Below are 19,550 nucleotides of genomic sequence, written 5' to 3' on the forward strand. Positions count from 1 at the left end.
CGATCAAGTCTACCAGAGGCGCGATCGTCGGTGATCTAGCGCTCCCCGTCCAGGATCCGGCGGATCTTCTCCAGCCGTGCCTGGACTTCGCGCTCCGCGCCGAGAGCCTTCGGCTCGTAGTAGCGCCGGCCGCGCAACTCGTCTGGCAGGTACTGCTGGGTTGCGACCCCCAGGTCGGAGTCGTGCGGGTACACGTACCCCTTGCCATGGCCGAGCCGCTTCGCACCGGCATAGTGCGCGTCGCGAAGATGGACGGGGACCCGGCCGAACCCACCCGCGCGCACATCGGCGATCGCCGCGTCCACCGCGAGGTAGGCGGCGTTCGACTTGGCCGTCGTGGCGAGGTAGGCCGTGGCTTCGGCGAGCGGGATGCGACCCTCGGGCATGCCGATCAGCTGCACCGCCTCCGCGGCGGCCACGGCGAGCGGAAGGGCCTGCGGGTCGGCGAGGCCGATGTCTTCGGCGGCCGAGATGATCAGGCGCCGAGCGATGAAGCGGGGATCTTCGCCGGCTTCGATCATGCGGGCGAGGTAGTGCATGGCGGCATCGACGTCGGAGCCTCGGATGGACTTGATGAACGCGCTGATGACGTCGTAGTGCTCGTCACCCTGCCGGTCGTACCGCAGCAGAGCGCGGTCGACGGCCTGTGCCACGTGCTCGGCGCTGATGCGCGGCTTCGCCTGACCACCGTCGCCGGGCGCGAAGGACGCCGCTGCCTCGAGGGCGGTCAGGGCGCGCCGTGCGTCGCCCGACGACAGCCGGATGAGAGCCTCGCGCGCGTCGTCCTGGAGGTCGACCGCGCCGGCGAGGCCTCGGGCGTCGGCCACGGCACGATCGATGAGCACCCCGAGGTCGTCATCGGTGAGCGGCTTCAGCGTCAGAAGCAGCGACCTCGACAGGAGCGGGGAGATGACGGAGAAGGACGGGTTCTCGGTCGTCGCGGCGATGAGCACGACCCACCCGTTCTCGACGCCCGGGAGGAGCGCGTCCTGCTGCGCTTTGGTGAAGCGGTGGATCTCATCGAGGAACAGGATGGTCGACTGGTCGTACAGATCGCGCTGCGTCAGCGCCTCCTGCATCACCTCTCGCACGTCGCGGACTCCGGCGGTCACCGCGGACAGCTCGACGAAACGCCGACCCGAGGACCTCGCGATCGCCTGCGCGAGCGTGGTCTTGCCGGTACCCGGCGGCCCCCAGAGGATGACGGACGAGGCGGACCGGGCCGCGGCATCCGGATTCGAGAGCGTCACGAGCGGCGACCCGGGGCGAAGCAGGTGCGACTGACCGGCCACCTCGTCGAGCGACGTCGGACGCATCCGCACCGCCAGAGGCGTCTGCCCCTGGAAGAGCGCGGTCGGACTGGTCACCGGTCCAGGGTAGTCGCGGCCTGCGACGTCGGGCGCGAGCGCGCTTTTGCCGGTCACGCATCCGCGCACGTAGGATCATCCCGGCCCGGGCGGAGACCCGGAGCGGAGGAGGTTCCGTGGCGAACGTCGGCAAGGGACGCAGCGAGCGCGAGGCGCGTGAGCGGGCACGGCTGTACCAGGCGCGCCAGGACTTCCAGAACGGCTTGGCCCGCAGGCGGAGGCGTGACAACCTCGTCGCCGGCATCGTGGGCGGGCTTCTGCTCGCGGGCGTCATCGCCGTTCAGACCGCGTACTTCGTCGCCGGGCCGGGAGCGCCGGAGCCGTCTCCGACGCCTACGCCGACGACGTCGATCTCGACCCCGGGGCCCACGCCCACGCCGAGCACCACTCCGTCCCCGACCCCGACCGTCAGCCCCACGCCCTGACGGGGCGCGGAGTTCCTCCGAGGCGGCGGGACGGGCGTACTAGGCTGGGGGCCGTCCATCCCCCACAGGCGGCGCGAGCCGCGATGAGGTGCATCCCGTGACTGCCGCAGCAGACCCCACTCCCGAGTCCGTCGGTTCCGACACCGCTTCCAGCCAGCCATGGGGGCGAGTCGACGACGACGGCACCGTGTCCGTTCGTGAAGGAGAGAGCTGGCGCGTCGTCGGGCAGTTCCCCGACGGCTCCCCCGAAGAGGCCTTGGCCTACTTCGAGCGCAAGTACGCCGACCTCGCGAGCGAGGTCACCCTCCTCGAGGTGCGGCATCGTCGCGGTGGAGCGTCGGCATCGGACCTCCGATCCGCCGCGCGGGCAGTGTCGGCCAAGCTCGACGGCGCGGCCGCCGTGGGCGACCTGGCCAGCCTCGAGGCCCGCGTGACGGCCCTCACCGAGACCCTTGCGGCGGCGTCCGAGACCGAGGCGGCGGCGGCTCGCGAAGCCGTCGACGAGGCCGTCCGTGCGCGCACCGAGATCGTCGAGAAGGCGGAGGCTCTGGCTGCGCGCGACCCCCGCTCGGTGCAGTGGAAGCAGGCGACGGCGGAGCTCAACGACCTCTTCGAGCAGTGGCAGTCGCACCAGCAGAACGGTCCCCGACTCCCGAAATCGACGGCGCAGCAGCTCTGGAAGCGATTCCGTGATGCCCGTTCGACCGTGGACAAGCACCGCCGCGAGTTCTATGCCGAGCTCGACGAGGCCCACAAGGGCGTTCGTGAGCGCAAGACGCGGCTCGTCGAGAAGGCCGAGGCTCTCGCGCCGAAGGGCGAGGACGGCATCCCCGCCTACCGCGAGCTGCTCGACCAGTGGAAGACGGCGGGCCGCGCAGGCAAGAAGGTCGACGACGCCCTGTGGGCGCGGTTCAAGGCGGCCGGCGACGCCCTGTATGCCGCGCGCGGCGAGCGTGAAGCAGCGGATGCCGAGGCTTCGCGCGAGAAGATCGACGCCAAGCGCGCTCTGCTCGACGAAGCCAAGGCGGTCGCCGACGAGAGGGATCTCGGCAAGGCGCGCGCGCTCCTCACCGGCATCCAGCGCCGGTGGGACGACGTGGGCCGCATCTTCCCGCGAGACGCCGAGCGTTCGCTCGATGACGACCTACGCAAGATCGAACAGGCGCTGCGCACCCGAGAAGACGCCGACTGGAAGCGCAACAACCCTGAGACGAAGGCTCGCGCGAACGACATGACGCGGCAGCTCACGGACGCCATCCAGAAGCTCGAAGACGAGCTCGAAGCCGCGAAGAAGTCCGGCGACAAGAAAGCGGTGGCCGAGGCGACGGAGGCTCTTGAAGCCCGCCGCTCCTGGCTTCGCGCCCTCGGCGGGTGACCGAGCGGCCGGTCGGTTGTCCACAGCGTGACGGGGATGCACCGGTCCGACGTGTCTCGTGCGGCACACTGCCGCTATGGCCTCGCCCTTTCTCTACTTCGTCGATGACAGGCTCTCCCTCGCCGAGCTGACGGCCGCGCGGCTGGACGGCGACGTCGTCGAACTCGGTGAGGCGTACATCCCGGCAGACGCCGTCGAGACGCGAGGTCTGCGCGCGGGTTCGCTCACCGTGCTCCTCGGTGACACGCTGGCCGCCACGCATCTCAGCGCCGCCTGGGTGCATGGGGTGATCCCCGATCCCCCCACCCGCCACACCGTGCAGCGAGCCGTGCCGAGGCGGCTGAACCGATTCCCGGCGCGCCATCTCGTCTACCGGGACCTCGCCGTGGATCCCGGCGACCTCCAGTCGATCGGCGGTGTGTGGGTGACGACTCCCGTGCGGACGCTGATGGATCTGAGCCGCACCGACGAACCGGACCACGCGCGGGCGGCCCGGATGCTGTCCGAATCCGATGAATGTCTGGCCGTCGAGGCCATCGCCCGTCTCGAATCGGGGGCGCTCCCCCACAAGCGCGCCGCCCTCGCTCTTCTCCGCCAGCTGCAGGCGGGGCCGGCGTCGCTCAGGACGAGGTGACGCGGTACACGTCGTAGACCGCGTCGATCCGTCGAACGGCGTTGAGCACCCGGTCGAGGTGAACGATGTCGCCCATCTCGAAGACGAACCTGCTGAGTGCGAGCCGGTCGCTGGAGGTCGATACGGATGCCGAGAGGATGTTGACGTGGTGCTCGCTCAGCACCCGGGTCACATCGCTCAGCAGGCCGGAGCGGTCGAGCGCTTCGACCTGGATCTGCACGAGGAACACGCTCTTGGTCGTCGGTGCCCACTCGACATCGATGAGGCGTTCGGGATCCGCCATCAGAGACTTCACGTTCGTGCAGTCGGCCCTGTGCACCGAGACACCGCTTCCCCGAGTGACGAAGCCCATGATCTGGTCGCCCGGCACCGGGGTGCAGCATTTGGCGAGCTTGACGAGGATGTCGGGCGCGCCGCGCACGAGGACACCCGAGTCGCCATTGCGCGGCTGACGGGACCGACCGACGCCGGGCAGCTCGATCGGCCCGGTGGAGGTGTCATTTGCGCTCACCAGCGCGGTGACCTTCTCGATCACCGACTGGGTCGAGACATGGCCTTCGCCGACGGCAGCGTAGAGCGCCGACACGTCCTCGTATCGCAGCTGATGCGCCACCTCGGTGAACGAGTCCTGGCTCATCAGACGCTGCAACGGCAGGTTCTGTCGCCGCATGGCGCGGGCGATGGCCTCCTTGCCCTGCTCGATCGCCTCCTCGCGGCGCTCTTTGGTGAACCAGCCGCGGATCTTGTTCCGCGCGCGCGTGCTCCGGACGAATCCGAGCCAGTCCTGGCTGGGGCCGGCATCCGGATTCTTGGAGGTGAAGACCTCGACGACGTCGCCGCTCTTCAGCTCGGTCTCCAGCGGCACGAGCCGACCGTTGACCTTCGCGCCCATCGTGCGATGGCCGACCTCGGTGTGCACCGCGTACGCGAAGTCGACGGGGGTCGCGCCGGCGGGCAGGCCGATCACGCGGCCCTTGGGCGTGAAGACGTAGACCTCTTTCGCGCCGATCTCGAATCGCAGCGAGTCGAGGAACTCGCCGGGGTCAGCGGTCTCGGCCTGCCAGTCGGAGATGTGCGCGAGCCATGCCATGTCGGCATCGACGGCTTTCGCGTCGGTCTTGCCGCCGTTCATCCGCTCCTTGTACTTCCAGTGGGCCGCCACACCGTACTCGGCCTGCTGGTGCATCTCGTTCGTGCGGATCTGGATCTCGACGGTGCGACCACCCGGTCCGATGACCGTGGTGTGCAGCGACTGGTAGAGATTGAACTTGGGCGTCGCGATGTAGTCCTTGAACCGGCCCGGCAACGGGGTCCATCGGGCATGGATGGCCCCGAGCACGGCATAGCAGTCGCGCACACTGCCGACGAGGACGCGGATGCCGATCAGGTCGTAGATGTCGTCGAATTCGCGACCCCGCACCACCATCTTCTGATAGACCGAGTACAGCTGCTTGGGCCGCCCCATGACCCGGCCACGGATGCGGAGTTCTCGCAGATCGGAGTCCACCGCGTCGATGACGTTCTGGACGTACTGCTCGCGCTGGGGGGTGCGCTGCTTGACGAGACTCTCGATCTCGGCGTAGAGCTTCGGGTGGAGCACCGCGAAGGACAGGTCCTCGAGCTCCGACTTGATGGCCTGGATGCCCAGCCGGTGAGCCAGCGGAGCGTAGATCTCCAGCGTCTCCGTCGCCTTCTTGCGCGCCTTCTCGGGCGGCACGAAACCCCACGTGCGCGCGTTGTGCAGGCGGTCGGCGAGTTTGATGAGGAGGACGCGGATGTCGCGCGACATCGCGACGATCATCTTGCGGACCGTCTCGGCCTGTGCGCTCTCGCCGTACTTGACCTTGTCGAGCTTCGTCACACCGTCGACGAGCATCGCGACCTCGTCGCCGAACTCCGCAGCGAGAGTGTCGAGCGCGTACCCCGTGTCTTCCACGGTGTCGTGCAGCAGCGCCGCGGCGATCGCCTTCGGTCCCAGTCCGAGGTCGGCGAGGATCTGTGCGACGGCGAGAGGGTGCGTGATGTACGGCTCGCCGCTCTGACGGGTCTGACCCGCGTGGGCTCGGTCGGCTACCGCATAGGCGCGCTCGATGATCGACAGGTCGCCCTTCGGATGGTGCGTGCGCACCGTGCGGAGGAGCTGCTCGACATCGTCACGCCGGGCGGAGCGCGAGAAGATGCGAGGAACAAGGCGACGCAGCGACGACGTCTGGGCGGGTGGAACGGTCTCGGTCATGCGAAACCCTCCCCTCCGGTGGAACTCACCATCCTACGCCCGCGATGACGGGGCTCAGACCGGGGTGCCCGCGAGCTCGCGCGCCGCCAGGACCCGCGTATCGCGCGCCTTGATGGCGGGCTCGTTCTCACGGAGCAGGGAGTAGAGCGGCGCCGCGACGAAGATCGTCGAGTAGGCGGCGACGATCGTCCCCACGAAGATCGAGAGCGACAGGTCCGTCAGCGTCTGAGCGCCGAGCCACAGCGCACCGATGAAGAGGATCGCCCCCGTCGGGAGGATGGCCACGACCGTCGTGTTGATCGACCGCACGAGCGTCTGGTTGACCGCGAGGTTCACCGACTCGCCGAAGGTGCGACCCGACACTTCGCCGTCTTCGCTCGTGTTCTCGCGGATCTTGTCGAAGACGACGGTGGTGTCGTAGAGCGCGTACGAAAGGATCGTCAGGAAGCCGATCACCGCGGCCGGCGAGATCTCGAAGCCGAAGAGCGCATAGACGCCGATCGTGATGACCAGCACGTCCACGAGGCCGATGATCGCCGACACGGACATCTTCCAGGTGCGGAAGTAGAGCGCCAGGATGATGAAGGTCAGCGCGAGGAAGATCGCGAGGCCCCACAGCGACTGGCGGGTGACGTCCGCGCCCCAGCTGGGGCCGATGAACGACGAGCTGACTTCACTGACCGGAACGCCGTAGGCCTCGGCGAGGGCCGCCGACACCTCCCTGCTCTCCGCATCGGTCATCTGATCGGTCTGGACCCGCACGGCGTTGTCGCCGATGGTCACGACCTTGGTGGTGGCATCCGGGACCACGGAGTGCACCGCATCGGTCGCGATGTCCTGGTCGGTGGTCTGCACATTGTTGACCGTGAACTGGGACCCGCCCGTGAACTCGATCGAGAACTGAATCGGCCGGAACAGCGGCACCAGCGCCGACCCCAGGACGAGGATCGCGGCGATGAGGAACCACAGGCGGCGGCGGCCGACGAAGGGGAACGAGGTCTTGCCCGTGTAGAGGTCGTTTCCGAACTGGCTCATGGAGCGCATCAGTCGTCTCCCTCCTTGACGGTCGTTCCCGGTTTCGAGCTCTCGGTGCCTGCAGCCGCCGCAAGCTCCGCCTGCTTCCGCTCGGCGATCGTCTGCCTGCGGACCGCCTCGCCCCTCGACTTCACCGCACGACGGCCGGCCGCCGTGCTCGCCGTGGCCGCGACCGGCTCGCGGAACTGCGCGCGGCCGCGGTACACGGCGCCGAGTGCGGTCGGGTCGAGCCCGGAGAGCGGGTGTCCGCCGCCGAAGAAGCGGGTGCGCGCGAGAAGCTGCATCACGGGGTGCGTGAACAGGATGAAGATCAGGACGTCGATCGCGGTGGTGAGGCCCAGTGTGAAGGCGAAGCCCTTCACCGTGGCGTCGGCGAGGATGTAGAGCACCACGGCCGCAAGGATGTTGATCGACTTGGAGATGTAGATCGTCCGCTTCGCGCGACCCCAGCCGTCTTCGACGGCGCCGGTGATCGACTTTCCGTCACGAAGCTCGTCGCGGATCCGTTCGAAGTAGACGATGAAGGAGTCCGCGGTGAAGCCGATCGTGACGATGAGGCCGGCGACGCCGGCGAGCGAGAGGCGGAAGCCCATGCGCCACGCGAGGATGCACAGCGTGAGGTAGGTCAGCACCGCCATCACCGCGAGGGACGCGATGATCACGAATCCGAGGGCGCGGTACACGATGAGCGAGTACAGGGCCACCAGCGCGAGGCCGATGAGGCCCGCGATGAGGCCGATCTGGAGCTGCTGCGATCCCAGCGTCGCCGAGATCGAGTTCGAGCTCTCCACGGTGAAGGACAGCGGCAGGGCGCCGTACTTGAGCTGGTCCGCGAGCACCTTGGCGCTCTCCTGCGTGAAGCTGCCGGTGATGCTCGGGTCGCCGCCCAGGATGACGGCATTCATCGACGGTGCCGACAGGACGTACCCGTCCAGCACGAAGGCGAACTGGTTGAGCGGCGGATCCGCGCCGTAGAGGCGCTGGCTGATCTCGCCGAAGATCGTGGTGCCCTCGTCGTCGAATCGGAGGTTCACGGCCCACAGCCCGTTGTTCTGCTGCATGCCGAAGGTGGCATCGTCGATCGAGGAGCCGTCGAGCTCGACGGGCCCGAGGATGTACTTCGTCGTGCCGTCCGCATCGCACGTGATGAGCGGCTCGTCGGTCGGCGCGTTGGCCGGGTCGTTGGCTGAATCGGCGCAGTCGTACGCGAGGAATTCCGCCTGGAGTGCGGGCGTGACCCAGTTGAGGTCGCTGCCGTTCGTCGGTTCCGCGGTCGGCGTGGCCTGAAGCGTGGGATCCGGCGTCGGATACGGGGTCTCGTTGCCGTCTTCGCCGACGAAAGAGGTGGCCGGGTCTCCGGTGTAGAGCACCGCGCGCAGCTGGAGCTGGGCAGACGCCTCGATGCGGTTCCGCGTCTCCTCGTCGGCCTGGCCGGGGATCTGGACGACGATCTGATTGCCTGCCTGGGTCGTGACGTCGGCCTCGCCGACACCGGACGCGTCGACGCGCTGGCGGATGATCGTCACCGCCTGGGTCATCTGCTCCTCGGACGGAGCGGCGCCGTCCTCGGTCTGCGCCTCGAGCACGATCTGGGTGCCGCCCTGGAGGTCGAGCGCGAGGTCGGGCGTCCACGAGCTCTGCTGGAAGACGTACACACCGAGCGCGTTGATAGCGGCCAGAAGGGCCGTGATCACGAGAAGGCCGGTCAGCGCGCGCCACGCATGCCGGACAGGGGTGGGAGTCGCCACGGATTCCGCTTTCTGCGAGGTGAGCCCGTAAGGGCCGGAAGATCAGGCCTTGGGCTTGGTGCCGGGCTCGGCGTCGGGGTCTGCCGGGTCGACAGCGTCGTCGCCGGCCGCGGTGGCGTGACCGACGGTGTCGGTGGTCGAGGTGAAGGTCGGCTCGGCAAGGACGGCCTCGTCGGCCAGCTCATCGGCCGTTGGCGTGACGATGCGAAGGATGGCCTGGCTGTGGACCTTGATGTCGACACCCGGGGCGATCTCGACGACGGCGGGCTGGTCGAGGTTCTCCGGGTCGTAGGACACGATCGTTCCGTAGAGCCCGCCCTGGAGCAGCACCTCCGCGCCCGGGACGGTCTGACGTGCCCGCTCCTCCTGCTCGAGCTTCTGCTTCGCCATCCGTCGGCGCGAGCTCCAGAACATGAAGATCAGGAGCACGACCAGCAGGATGATGAGGCCGTAGTTGGTGAAGAACTCGTTCATGAAGGTGACATGACCTTTCGGATCAGGCGCGCGCCAGGGCGGCACTGCCTGGGAGGAGAGGGGCGGGCGAAAGCCTCCAGCGATTATAGGTCATCGAAGTCGAGCACCGATTCGGAGGCACGAGCGCCCAGGTGCGCATAGGCCTCCGGTGTGGCGACGCGCCCGCGCGGCGTCCGCCCCATGAACCCGATCCGGACGAGGTACGGCTCGACGACCGATTCGATGGTCTCGGGCTCCTCTCCTACCGCCACGGCCAGTGTGCTGAGACCGACGGGCCCGCCTCGGAAGCGACGCACGAGTGCGTCGAGCACGGCTCGGTCGAGGCGGTCCAGCCCGATCGCGTCGACGTCGTAGAGGTCGAGTGCCGCATCGACGATGACTGTGTCGGCGTCGCGCCCGTCGCCGTGGACGACCAGGTAGTCCCGGACACGGCGCAGCAGGCGGTTCGCGATGCGCGGCGTCCCGCGCGAGCGGCGGGCGATCTCGGACCGAGCCGACGGCGGCAGGGACACGCCGAGCATCAGTGCGGAGCGCTGCACGACCTGCTCGAGCTCTTCGGGTTCGTAGTACTCGAGGTGCGCGGTGAACCCGAACCGGTCGCGTAGCGGATTCGGCAGCAGTCCCGAGCGGGTCGTGGCTCCGACGAGAGTGAACGGTGCGAGGTCGAGCGGGATGCTCGTCGCACCGGCGCCCTTGCCGACCATGATGTCGATGCGGAAATCCTCCATCGCGAGGTAGAGCATCTCCTCGGCGGAGCGCGCCATACGGTGAACCTCGTCGATGAAGAGCACTTCGCCGGGGGTCAGGCTCGACAGCAGCGCAGCGAGATCGCCCGCGTGCTGGATGGCGGGCCCGCTCGAGAGCCGGAGCGGCCGCTCGCTCTCGTGGGCGACGATCATGGCCAGCGTCGTCTTGCCCAGCCCGGGAGGTCCGGACAGAAGGATGTGGTCGGCCGGCCGCTGCTGGATGCGTGCGGCGTCGAGGAGAAGCTGGAGCTGGCCCCGCACCTTCTGCTGACCGACGAACTCGGCGAGCGACGTAGGACGCAGCGCGCCCTCGATCGCGAGCTCGGTCTCGTCCTCAGGCTCGGCGGCGTCTCGCAGGTCATCCATTGACGGGCTCCTTGCGGGCGGGCCCGAGTTCCGCGAGCGTGAGCCGCAGCAGCGCGGGCACCGACGCCCGGTCGACGTCGCTCGCACCGTGACCGACGTTCTCGACGGCGTCGGCGGCGATCCGTTCCGACCAGCCCAGCCCGACGAGGGCCTGAACGACCTGCGCCGCGACATCGGGGGCGGCATCCGGCCGTCCTACTGACGCGGGGCGCGAGGCGACGACCTTTCCCGCCAGCTGCACCACGATGAGCTTCGCGGTCTTCGGGCCGATCCCGGACACCCGCCGGAAGGGGGCGTCGTCGTCGCCGCCGACGGCGTCGGCGATCTGGGACACCGTCAGGGTGGCCAGCACCCCCAGGGCGGACTTGGGCCCCACGCCGGTGACGCCGAGGAGCTGGGTGAACACGACGAGTTCGTCTCGCTCTTCGAAGCCGAAGAGCGAAAGGGCGTCCTCGCGGACGATCAGGCTCGTATGGAGCAGGATCGACTGGCCGACGTGAGCGGATCGCGCCACCTGCGGGGTGACCGCGATCGACAGCCCTACTCCCCCGACCTCGACGACGACGGAGTCCTGTTCGACGTGCACGACGGTGCCGCGGACTGACGAGATCATGAGGCGAGCCTACGTCGCGCTTCGGACGTTTGTTCGAGCGACACGCTCAGCGGCGCGCGAGCCGCTCCGCGTCCTGCCATGCGCGCTGAGCGGGGGTGAGAGGAGCGGATGCCGCCCCCCGCGCGCCGGTTCGCCAGGCATGGCAGAGAGCGAGGGCGAGCGCGTCCGCGGCATCCGCGGGCTGGGGCACCTCATCGAGCCGCAGGATGCGGGCGACCATTGCCTGGACCTGCCGTTTGTCGGCGGATCCGTACCCGGTGACCGCGGCTTTGACCTCGGACGGGGTGTGGGTGGCGGCGGGAAGCCCGTGCTCACCGGCTACGAGCAGGGCGATGCCGCTGGCTTGCGCCGTCCCCATGACCGTCTGGCGATTGTGCTGCGCGAAGACCCGCTCGACGGCCACCACCTGGGGTCCGTGCTCGACGATCACCGCACGCAGACCCGCGGCGATCAGGGCGAGCCGTTCCTCGATCGGAGCACCCGGGTCCGAACGCACCACGCCGACGTGAACAAGCCGCGCAGACCGATCCTGCGCCACATCCACGACCCCGACACCGCACCGCGTGAGGCCGGGGTCGACGCCGAGCACCCGGACTGCGGATGGTCGAGATCGCGGAAGTGCCACAGGGACACGCTAGGCCGGTGGTGGCGGTCGGCGCCGGAGGCGCACCGGGCCCTGGTTACTCGTCGTCTTCGAGCTCGGCCTGAACCTCGGCGGTGAGGTCGAAGTTGCTGAACACGTTCTGGACGTCGTCGCTGTCCTCGAGCGCGTCGATGAGGCGGAAGACCTTGCGAGCGGTCTCCGCGTCGATCTCCACCTTGAGGTTGGGCACGAACTCGACGTCAGCGGACTCGTACTCGATGCCGGCGTCCTGCAGCGCGCTGCGCACCGTGACGAGGTCGGTCGCCTCGGTGATCACCTCGAACCCCTGCGAGTGGGGTTCCACCTCCTCGGCGCCGGCCTCCAGCACCGCCATCATGACGTCGTCCTCGGTCGTGCCCTCGCCGGAGACAACGATCACGCCCTTCCGGCTGAAGTTGTAGGCCACGCTGCCGGGGTCGGCCAGGGTGCCGCCGTTGCGCGTGAGAGCCGTCCTGACTTCGGCGGCGGCGCGGTTCTTGTTGTCAGTGAGGCACTCGATCATGAGGGCGACGCCGTTGGGGCCGTATCCCTCGTACATGATCGAGGAGTACTCGACGGACTCGCCGCCGATCCCGGCGCCGCGCTTGATCGCCCGGTCGATGTTGTCCTTGGGGACCGAGGTCTTCTTCGCCTTGAGCACGGCGTCGAACAGGGTGGGGTTTCCCTGCAGATCCGGGCCGCCCAGCTTGGCGGCGACCTCGATGTTCTTGATGAGCTTCGCCCACGACTTCGCACGACGGGCGTCGATGACGGCCTTCTTGTGCTTCGTGGTCGCCCACTTGGAATGCCCGGACATACTTCTCCTGATCAGCTCGTCGGCGGCGACTGCGCGCTCAGCGGTGCACCGCGGTTCGGCGTCTCCGCCGGCTGACCATTCTAAACCCGAGCCCGCCGCGACGCCCGGCGGCGGTCAGCCGACGATGCGGCGCAGGGTGCGGAGGTTCCGGTTGGTCGTGCGGGACCGGTAGGCGGCCTTCTCCAGCACCTTCGCGAACGGCGTCGACACCGTGGTGCCCTTCACCGGGTTCCAGTAGACGACCCCCGGACCTTCCGCGACCGGGTCGGCGGAAGCATCCATCCCCTCCGTCGCCGCGAGCAGGGCGGCGCGGGTCTCGGCGTCCGCGCAGAACACCACCCACGGCTGACGGCGGGCGTCGGACGCATCGAACGGGAAGGCGTCCGCGGCGTCGGCGAGTTCGCCGAGGGTGACGAGGACGATCCACGCGTCGTAGTCGAACTGGGCGCGCAGCTCACTCTCGATGGCCGCCTTGAGTCGCGGGCGCTCGGCGGGGTCGTGCGGTGCGTCGAAGACGACGTTCCCGCTGGCGAGGACCGTCCGCACTCCGGTGAAGCCCATCGTCGTGAACAGCGACGCGAGGTCGGCGCTGCGGACCGTGATGCCTCCGACGTTCACGCCCCGCAGGAGTGCCACCCAGGTCGTCATGGGGCCAGTATCCCAGGGCGACGGCGACGCTCAGGCCGCCCGCACCATGTCGAGGAACGCCGCGTGGAATCGGTGCTCGCCCGTGACCTCCGGATGGAACGCGGTCGCCATGAGCGACCCCTGCCGCACCGCGACGGCGCGTCCGTCGTCCAGCCGGGCGAGCGGTTCGACGCTCTCCCCCGCCTCCTCGACGACCGGCGCACGGATGAACACGGCATGGACCGGCGGCGCCCCGAGGTCGGGGACGTCGAGGTCGGTTTCGAACGAGTCGACCTGGCTGCCGAAGGCGTTGCGCCTGACGGTGACATCGATCCCGCCGAAGGTCTGCTGGCCCTCGATGCCGTCGACGATCCGATCGGCGAGCAGGATCATCCCGGCACAGGTGCCGTAGACAGGCATACCGGAGGCGATCGCATCACGGATGGGTTCGTGCATTCCGAAGGCGCGCGCCAGCTTGTCGATGACGCTCGACTCTCCTCCCGGGATGACGAGCCCGTCGACGGCCGCGAGCTCCACGGGACGGCGGATCAGCGACACCTCGGCCCCCAGGTCGCCGAGGAGGCGGGCGTGTTCGCGCACGTCGCCCTGAAGGGCGAGCACTCCCACGTGCGGACGATCGGCAGACACGGCGCGCGGGTCTACCAGCCGCGCTCGGCGAGGCGGTGCGGTGCCGGCAGGTCGGCGACGTTGATGCCGACCATCGCCTCGCCCAGGCCGCGCGACACGTCCGCGATGACCTTCGGGTCGTCGTAGAACGTCGTGGCCTTCACGATGGCCGCGGCGCGCTGAGCCGGGTTGCCGGACTTGAAGATCCCCGAGCCCACGAACACGCCGTCTGCGCCCATCTGCATCATCATGGCGGCATCCGCCGGCGTGGCCACGCCACCCGCGACGAAGAGCACGACAGGCAGCTTGCCCGTGGCGGCCACTTCCGCGACGAGCTCGTACGGTGCCTGCAGCTCCTTCGCCGCAACGTAGAGCTCGTCCTTGCTCATCGACCGAAGGATGTTGATCTCGCTCGTGATCTTGCGGATGTGCTTGGTCGCCTCCGACACGTCGCCCGTGCCGGCCTCGCCCTTCGAACGGATCATGGCCGCGCCCTCGTTGATCCGACGGAGAGCCTCGCCGAGGTTCGTCGCGCCGCACACGAAGGGCACGGTGAAGCCCCACTTGTCGATGTGGTTCACGTAGTCGGCAGGCGACAGCACCTCGGATTCGTCGATGTAGTCGACGCCGAGCTCCTGCAGCACCTGGGCCTCGACGAAATGCCCGATCCGCGCCTTGGCCATGACCGGGATCGAGACGGCATCGATGATCCCGTCGATCATGTCGGGGTCGCTCATGCGTGAGACGCCCCCCTGCGCGCGGATGTCGGCGGGGACCCGCTCAAGGGCCATGACGGCGACGGCTCCGGCGTCCTCGGCGATCTTCGCCTGATCGGGGGTGACGACGTCCATGATCACGCCGCCCTTCAGCATCTCCGCGAGGCCGCGCTTCACGCGACCGGTTCCCGTGTCGACTACGCTCACGAGGGTTCCTTCCCGGCGTCCCGTCGCAGGACGGGGTATGACAATGCGGTCAATTGACCTATGCCAAAAGATAGCATGGTCGGCGACCCGGAACCGGCAGACGGAGGGTGGGACATGGAGCTCGACATCAGCGGACGCTCGGCGGCCGACATCGCGGCGAGCCTGCGCGGGCTCATCGAGCGGGGCTCGCTGCGCCCGGGCGATGGCCTGCCGCCCGTGCGGACGCTCGCCGACAGCCTGGGCGTCAATCGCAACACCGCCGTCGCGGCGTACCGGCAGCTGACCCAGGCGGGGCTCCTCGTCAGCCGTGGCCGCGGCGGTACTCGCGTCGCCGGCTTCACCAACGTCGCGCAGGAGGGCTTCGCCTCCGACACCGTGCTCCGCGATGTGGGAACCGGCAACCCGGATGCGGCGCGGATCCCGGAGATGTCGCGTGCGCTCGCCGGAGTCGCCGGGCGACCGGTCCTGTACGGCGAACCCGTCATCGACCCCGATCTCGAGGCCTGGGCGCGGGAATGGATGAGCGACGCACCGGCCGACGAGGTCCGTCTGACCGTCACCAGCGGCGCCGCCGATGCCGTCGAGCGCCTCCTCGGCAGCGCCCTCACCCGCGACGACGCCGTGGCGTTGGAGGATCCCTGCTTCCTCACCAGCATCCACACCGTCCGTGTCGGGGGGTACCGCGCCGTACCGGTGCCGGTCGACGACCAGGGGATGACTGTCGACGGGCTTCGAGCCGCGCTCGACGAGGGCGTGCGCGCCGTCGTCTGCACACCACGCGCGCAGAACCCGACCGGAGCGAGCTTGACGGCCGAGCGCGCGGCGGACCTGCGCGAGGTTCTGCGCGACCACCCGTATGTGATGGTGATCGAGGACGACCACTTCTCGCTCTTGTCGCGCACCGCGTATCACTCGGTGATCGGTCCGCACCATCGCCGGTGGGCACTCGTCCGCTCCGTGTCGAAGTTCCTCGGTCCCGACATGTGCCTCGCCGTGACGGCATCCGATGCGGAGACGGCCGATCGGCTGGCCATGCGTTTGACCCCGGGCACGACCTGGGTCAGCCATCTCCTGCAGCGGCTCGCGCTCGCCTTGGTGTCCGACCCATCGGTGATGGAGGGGATCGAAGCCGCCGGGGACCACTACGCCCGCACGAACGCCGCCTTCGCCGCGAGGCTCTCGTCGAGGGGTCTCGACTGTCGCGCCGGCGACGGGCTCAACCTCTGGGTGCCCCTTCCCGTGCGGGCGCGCGACGTCGTCGAATCGCTGATGCGGCGCGGTTGGCTGGCCCGCGGCGGGGACGAGTTCGCTCTCGCTCCGTCGGGCACCTCCCAGCGGCTTCGCCTCACGATCCACGACCTCGACGAGGACGCGGCCGAACAGCTCGCGGACGATATCGCCGCATCGGTGACGGCGGCCCAGCGCCGGACCGCCCTTCATGAGGTGGGATGATCGACCGGTGAAGATCCTCTCCATCCAGTCCGCGGTCGCGTTCGGCCACGTGGGGAACTCGGCCGCCGTCTTCCCGCTTCAGCGGATCGGCGTCGAAGTGCTCCCGGTCTACACCGTCAACTTCTCCAACCACACCGGGTACGGGGCGTGGCGCGGACCGCTCATCAGCCCGGAAGACGTGCGCGACGTTCTGCAGGGAATCGAGGATCGCGGTGTCTTCCCGCAGATCGATGTGATCCTCTCGGGCTACCAGGGCGGGGAAGGCATCGCCGATGTCATCCTGGACGCCGTGGCCCGGGTGAAGGAGGCGAACCCGACGGCCGTATACTCCTGCGATCCCGTGATGGGCAACGCGAGATCCGGATGCTTCGTGGCACCTGCGATTCCCGTCCTGCTCCGCGACCGCGTCGTTCCGGCGGCCGACATCATCACGCCGAACCAGTTCGAACTCGGATTCCTGACCGATACCGAGCCCGACACTCTGGAATCGACGCTGACCTCGGTCGATCTGATCCGCAACACGGGTCCCCGCACCGTCCTCGTCACCAGCGTCGAGCGACCGGAGCGCCCCGAGGGCACGATCGAAATGCTCGCCGTCGACGACTCGGGCGCCTGGATCGTGCAGACCCCCCACATCCCCATGAAGGCGAACGGGTCCGGCGACGTGACGGCGGCGCTCTTCACGGCGCACTACCGCCGGACGGGCGACCTCGCCGACGCGCTGGCACGGACGACGTCGAGCGTCTTCGATCTCCTCCAGCGCACCTACGAGTCCGGTGAGCGCGAACTCCAGCTCGTCGAGTCGCAGGACGCCTATGCCCATCCGCGCATGCAGTTCGAAGTCCGCCAGGTCCGCTAACCGGGCAGGAAATCTCGGATCCCGCTCCCGGCGGCTCGTCAGACAGTCCAGGCGTCCGCCACGGCGCGGCGAACCTCACCGAGCAGCTGCGGGAGGGCTTTCGTGCGCGCGATGATGGGGAAGAAGTTCGCGTCGGACGCCCACCGCGGCACGACGTGCTGATGCAGGTGCTCGTCGACCCCGGCGCCGGCCACCGCCCCCTGGTTCATGCCGATGTTGAAGCCGTCGCAGCGCGACACCTCGCGAAGCACGCCCATCGCCTGCTGCGTCAGAACGCCGATCTCGGCCACCTCTTCGTCGGTCGCCTGATCGTAGGTCGCGATGTGGCGGTACGGGCACACCAGAAGATGCCCGGAGTTGTACGGGAAGAGGTTGAGGAGCGCGTACGCGGTGCGCCCTCGGGCGACGATCAGGCCATCCTCGTCGCTCTTGCGGGGTGCCGCGCAGAACGGGCACGTCTCGCGCAGAGGGTCGGGCCCCGCCTGGATGTACGCCATCCGGTGGGGCGTCCACAGTCGCTGGAATCCGTCGGGGACGCCCGCCAGCGTCCGGCCATCGACGAGTTCGACGTCGTCGCTCACGCGAAGTCCTCGGCCGAGTTGACCAGGGCGTGGGAGATGATCGCCTCCCGGACGCGCCGCACCGCGTCGGCGATCGGCACGCCGTTCTCCTGAGAGCCGTCGCGGAACCGGAACGAAACCGTTCCGCCTGCGCGGTCCTGCTCGCCCGCGATCAGCATCAAGGGCACCTTGCCCGTCGTATGGGTGCGGATCTTCTTCTGCATGCGGTCGTCGCTGTGGTCCAGTTCCGCGCGGACGCCTTCGCCGCGCAGCCGCTGAACGACGTCGTGAAGGTAGTCGGCGTACTCCTCCGCCACCGGGATGCCCACCACCTGGACGGGCGCGAGCCACACCGGGAATGCGCCGGCATAGTGCTCCAGCAGGATGGCGAAGAACCGCTCGATCGAGCCGAACAGCGCCCGGTGGATCATGATCGGACGCTTCTTCTGCCCGTCGCGATCGGTGTACTCCAGCTCGAAGCGCTCAGGCAGGTTCGGATCGACCTGCACCGTGGAGAGCTGCCACGTGCGGCCGATCGCGTCCTTCGTCTTCAGGTCGATCTTGGGACCGTAGAAGGCGGCCTCGCCCGGCACCTCGGTGAGCTTGAGGCCACTCGCGACCGCGACGTTGCGGAGGGCGTTGGTGGAGTACTCCCAGAACTCGTCGCTTCCGATCCACTTCTCCTTCTCGTCGTCGCGCATCGACAGCTCGAGCTCGAACTCCTCGAGGCCGAAGTCGCGCAGCATCGAGATCACGAACTCGAGGACCCGGGTCGCCTCCTCTTCGAGCTGCTCGGGGGTGACGAACAGGTGGGAGTCGTCCTGTGTGAAGCCCCGCACCCGCGTCAGTCCGTGGAGAGCGCCGGACAGTTCGTTGCGATAGACCGTGCCGTTCTCGGCGAGGCGCATGGGGAGATCGCGGTAGCTCCGGGCACGCTCCTTGTAGATGAGGATGTGCATCGGGCAGTTCATCGGCTTGAGGTAGTAGTCGACGCCGGCCTTCGTGATGTCGCCGTTCTCGTCGCGCTCCTCATCGAGGTGGATCGGCGGGAACATCCCCTCCTTGTACGTCACGAGGTGATTCGACTGGAGGAAGAGATCCTGCTTCGAGATGTGCGGCGTATACACATAGGTGTAGCCGCCTTCGACGTGGCGCCGGCGGGCGTGCTGTTCCATCTCGCCGCGGACCACACCCCCGCGCGGGTGCCACACCGACAGACCCGAGCCGATCTCGTCGGGGAACGAGAACAGGTCGAGCTCGCGCCCGAGCTTGCGGTGGTCCCGCTTCGCGGCCTCCTCCAGGCGCTGCTGATAGGCCCGCAGATCGTCTTTGGTCGCCCAGGCGGTGCCGTAGATGCGCTGCAGCTGCGGATTCTTCTCGCTCCCCCGCCAATACGCGCCTGCGATGCGCTGCAGCGCCCAGCCGTTGCCGACGAGGCGGGTGTTCGGCAGGTGCGGGCCCCGGCAGAGGTCCTTCCACACCGTCTGGCCGTCGCGGTCGACGTTGTCGTAGATCGTCAGCTCACCGGCTCCGACCTCGACGGAAGCGCCCTCCGCGGCCTCCTTGGATCCGCCCTTCAGCCCGATGAGCTCCAGCTTGAACGGCTCGTCGACGAGCTCCACGCGTGCTTCCTCATCGGTCACGACGCGCCGCACGAAGCGCTGTCCTTCGCGGACGATCCGCTGCATCTCCTTGTCGATGGCCTTGAGGTCGTCGGGGGTGAAGGGATGCTCCACCTGGAAGTCGTAGTAGAAGCCGTCGGTGATGGGAGGGCCGATGCCGAGATTCGCCTGCGGGTTGATCCGCTGAACCGCCTGGGCCAGCACGTGGGCGGTCGAATGCCGAAGGATCGAGAGTCCGTCGGGGCTGTCGATCGTCACGGGCTCGACCTCGTCGGATTCCTCGACCCGCGTCGCGAGGTCCTTCAGTTCGCCGTTGACGCGCAGCGCGACCACGGACCGATCGGGGAACAGGGTGAAGCCGTCGGTCGGGTACGACTCGGCAGGCGGAAGGACGTCGTCAGTCACGGGAACTCTCCTGGAAG

The 19,550-nt window shown here is 68.7% G+C and carries 19 protein-coding genes; 5 read left to right on the top strand and 14 right to left on the bottom strand.

Translation table 11 applies throughout. The features are described from left to right. Nucleotides 1-35 precede the first annotated feature (35 nt). Nucleotides 36-1,316 (bottom strand): replication-associated recombination protein A, encoded by a 1,281-nt coding sequence (locus tag ACFUTX_RS06625; protein WP_378862869.1) that lies wholly within the window; start codon nucleotides 1,314-1,316, stop codon nucleotides 36-38. A gap of 167 nt (nucleotides 1,317-1,483) precedes the next feature. Between ACFUTX_RS06625 and ACFUTX_RS06630 the strand changes: the two genes are divergently transcribed. The 3 genes from ACFUTX_RS06630 (at nucleotide 1,484) to ACFUTX_RS06640 (ending at nucleotide 3,801) form a co-directional block, all read left to right on the top strand. After that, nucleotides 1,484-1,792 carry a dioxygenase gene (locus tag ACFUTX_RS06630; protein ID WP_378861687.1) on the top strand — a complete coding sequence of 103 codons (309 nt, stop codon included), beginning with the start codon at nucleotides 1,484-1,486 and terminating at the stop codon, nucleotides 1,790-1,792. A 97-nt stretch (nucleotides 1,793-1,889) separates the two neighbouring features. Continuing rightward, nucleotides 1,890-3,167: a DUF349 domain-containing protein gene (locus ACFUTX_RS06635; RefSeq protein ID WP_378861690.1), complete on the top strand. Its 1,278-nt coding sequence runs from the start codon at nucleotides 1,890-1,892 to the stop codon at nucleotides 3,165-3,167. A 76-nt stretch (nucleotides 3,168-3,243) separates the two neighbouring features. Beyond that, nucleotides 3,244-3,801: a hypothetical protein gene (locus ACFUTX_RS06640; protein ID WP_378861693.1), complete on the top strand. Its 558-nt coding sequence runs from the start codon at nucleotides 3,244-3,246 to the stop codon at nucleotides 3,799-3,801. Here the strand turns inward: ACFUTX_RS06640 and ACFUTX_RS06645 are convergent. The 11 genes from ACFUTX_RS06645 to pdxS all read right to left on the bottom strand — a co-directional run bounded on the left by ACFUTX_RS06645 (nucleotide 3,788) and on the right by pdxS (nucleotide 14,635). After that, nucleotides 3,788-6,037, bottom strand: a complete 2,250-nt coding sequence (locus ACFUTX_RS06645; RefSeq protein WP_378861696.1) for a RelA/SpoT family protein — start codon at nucleotides 6,035-6,037, stop codon at nucleotides 3,788-3,790. The two genes, ACFUTX_RS06640 and ACFUTX_RS06645, sit on opposite strands and share 14 nt — an antisense overlap. A 54-nt stretch (nucleotides 6,038-6,091) precedes the next feature. Further along, nucleotides 6,092-7,081, bottom strand: a complete 990-nt coding sequence (gene secF / locus ACFUTX_RS06650) for a protein translocase subunit SecF (protein WP_378861699.1) — start codon at nucleotides 7,079-7,081, stop codon at nucleotides 6,092-6,094. Beyond that, the gene (secD, locus tag ACFUTX_RS06655; RefSeq protein WP_378861702.1) at nucleotides 7,081-8,820 is read right to left on the bottom strand and encodes a protein translocase subunit SecD; all 1,740 of its coding nucleotides are present in this window, start codon (nucleotides 8,818-8,820) and stop codon (nucleotides 7,081-7,083) included. The genes secF and secD overlap by 1 nt, the downstream gene beginning before the upstream one ends. Nucleotides 8,821-8,862: 42 nt before the next feature. Then, nucleotides 8,863-9,294 (bottom strand): preprotein translocase subunit YajC, encoded by a 432-nt coding sequence (gene yajC, locus ACFUTX_RS06660; RefSeq protein WP_378861705.1) that lies wholly within the window; start codon nucleotides 9,292-9,294, stop codon nucleotides 8,863-8,865. A gap of 83 nt (nucleotides 9,295-9,377) precedes the next feature. Further along, nucleotides 9,378-10,406, bottom strand: a complete 1,029-nt coding sequence (gene ruvB / locus ACFUTX_RS06665) for a Holliday junction branch migration DNA helicase RuvB (protein ID WP_378861708.1) — start codon at nucleotides 10,404-10,406, stop codon at nucleotides 9,378-9,380. Continuing rightward, a complete protein-coding gene (gene ruvA / locus ACFUTX_RS06670) occupies nucleotides 10,399-11,019 on the bottom strand; it encodes a Holliday junction branch migration protein RuvA (protein ID WP_378861711.1) in 621 nt (206 codons plus the stop codon). Before ruvA ends, ruvB begins: the two co-directional genes overlap by 8 nt. Before the next feature lie 46 nt (nucleotides 11,020-11,065). After that, a complete protein-coding gene (gene ruvC / locus ACFUTX_RS06675) occupies nucleotides 11,066-11,644 on the bottom strand; it encodes a crossover junction endodeoxyribonuclease RuvC (RefSeq protein WP_378861714.1) in 579 nt (192 codons plus the stop codon). 55 nt (nucleotides 11,645-11,699) lie between these two features. Beyond that, nucleotides 11,700-12,458, bottom strand: coding sequence for a YebC/PmpR family DNA-binding transcriptional regulator (locus tag ACFUTX_RS06680; RefSeq protein ID WP_378861717.1), 759 nt, complete (start codon nucleotides 12,456-12,458; stop codon nucleotides 11,700-11,702). A gap of 114 nt (nucleotides 12,459-12,572) precedes the next feature. Further along, on the bottom strand, nucleotides 12,573-13,106 hold the full coding sequence (locus ACFUTX_RS06685; protein WP_378861720.1) for a DUF1697 domain-containing protein: 534 nt from the start codon (nucleotides 13,104-13,106) through the stop codon (nucleotides 12,573-12,575). A gap of 30 nt (nucleotides 13,107-13,136) precedes the next feature. Continuing rightward, nucleotides 13,137-13,733 carry a pyridoxal 5'-phosphate synthase glutaminase subunit PdxT gene (gene pdxT / locus ACFUTX_RS06690; RefSeq protein WP_378861723.1) on the bottom strand — a complete coding sequence of 199 codons (597 nt, stop codon included), beginning with the start codon at nucleotides 13,731-13,733 and terminating at the stop codon, nucleotides 13,137-13,139. Between the two features lie 11 nt (nucleotides 13,734-13,744). Continuing rightward, nucleotides 13,745-14,635, bottom strand: a complete 891-nt coding sequence (pdxS, locus tag ACFUTX_RS06695) for a pyridoxal 5'-phosphate synthase lyase subunit PdxS (protein WP_378861726.1) — start codon at nucleotides 14,633-14,635, stop codon at nucleotides 13,745-13,747. Nucleotides 14,636-14,749: 114 nt separating this feature from the next. On the opposite strand from pdxS, the gene ACFUTX_RS06700 reads away from it, so the two are divergent. Then, nucleotides 14,750-16,087: an aminotransferase class I/II-fold pyridoxal phosphate-dependent enzyme gene (locus ACFUTX_RS06700; RefSeq protein ID WP_378861728.1), complete on the top strand. Its 1,338-nt coding sequence runs from the start codon at nucleotides 14,750-14,752 to the stop codon at nucleotides 16,085-16,087. Nucleotides 16,088-16,094: 7 nt separating this feature from the next. Further along, the gene (gene pdxY, locus ACFUTX_RS06705) at nucleotides 16,095-16,946 is read left to right on the top strand and encodes a pyridoxal kinase PdxY (RefSeq protein ID WP_378861731.1); all 852 of its coding nucleotides are present in this window, start codon (nucleotides 16,095-16,097) and stop codon (nucleotides 16,944-16,946) included. Nucleotides 16,947-16,984: 38 nt separating this feature from the next. Here the strand turns inward: pdxY and ACFUTX_RS06710 are convergent, their stop codons facing one another. Continuing rightward, a complete protein-coding gene (locus ACFUTX_RS06710) occupies nucleotides 16,985-17,527 on the bottom strand; it encodes an HIT family protein (protein WP_378861734.1) in 543 nt (180 codons plus the stop codon). Then, nucleotides 17,524-19,533 carry a threonine--tRNA ligase gene (thrS, locus tag ACFUTX_RS06715; protein WP_378861737.1) on the bottom strand — a complete coding sequence of 670 codons (2,010 nt, stop codon included), beginning with the start codon at nucleotides 19,531-19,533 and terminating at the stop codon, nucleotides 17,524-17,526. Before thrS ends, ACFUTX_RS06710 begins: the two co-directional genes overlap by 4 nt. Nucleotides 19,534-19,550 lie beyond the last annotated feature (17 nt).

The organism is Microbacterium sp. NPDC057407, from assembly GCF_042803895.1.
In the GTDB taxonomy this organism is placed as follows: Bacteria; Actinomycetota; Actinomycetes; order Actinomycetales; family Microbacteriaceae; genus Microbacterium.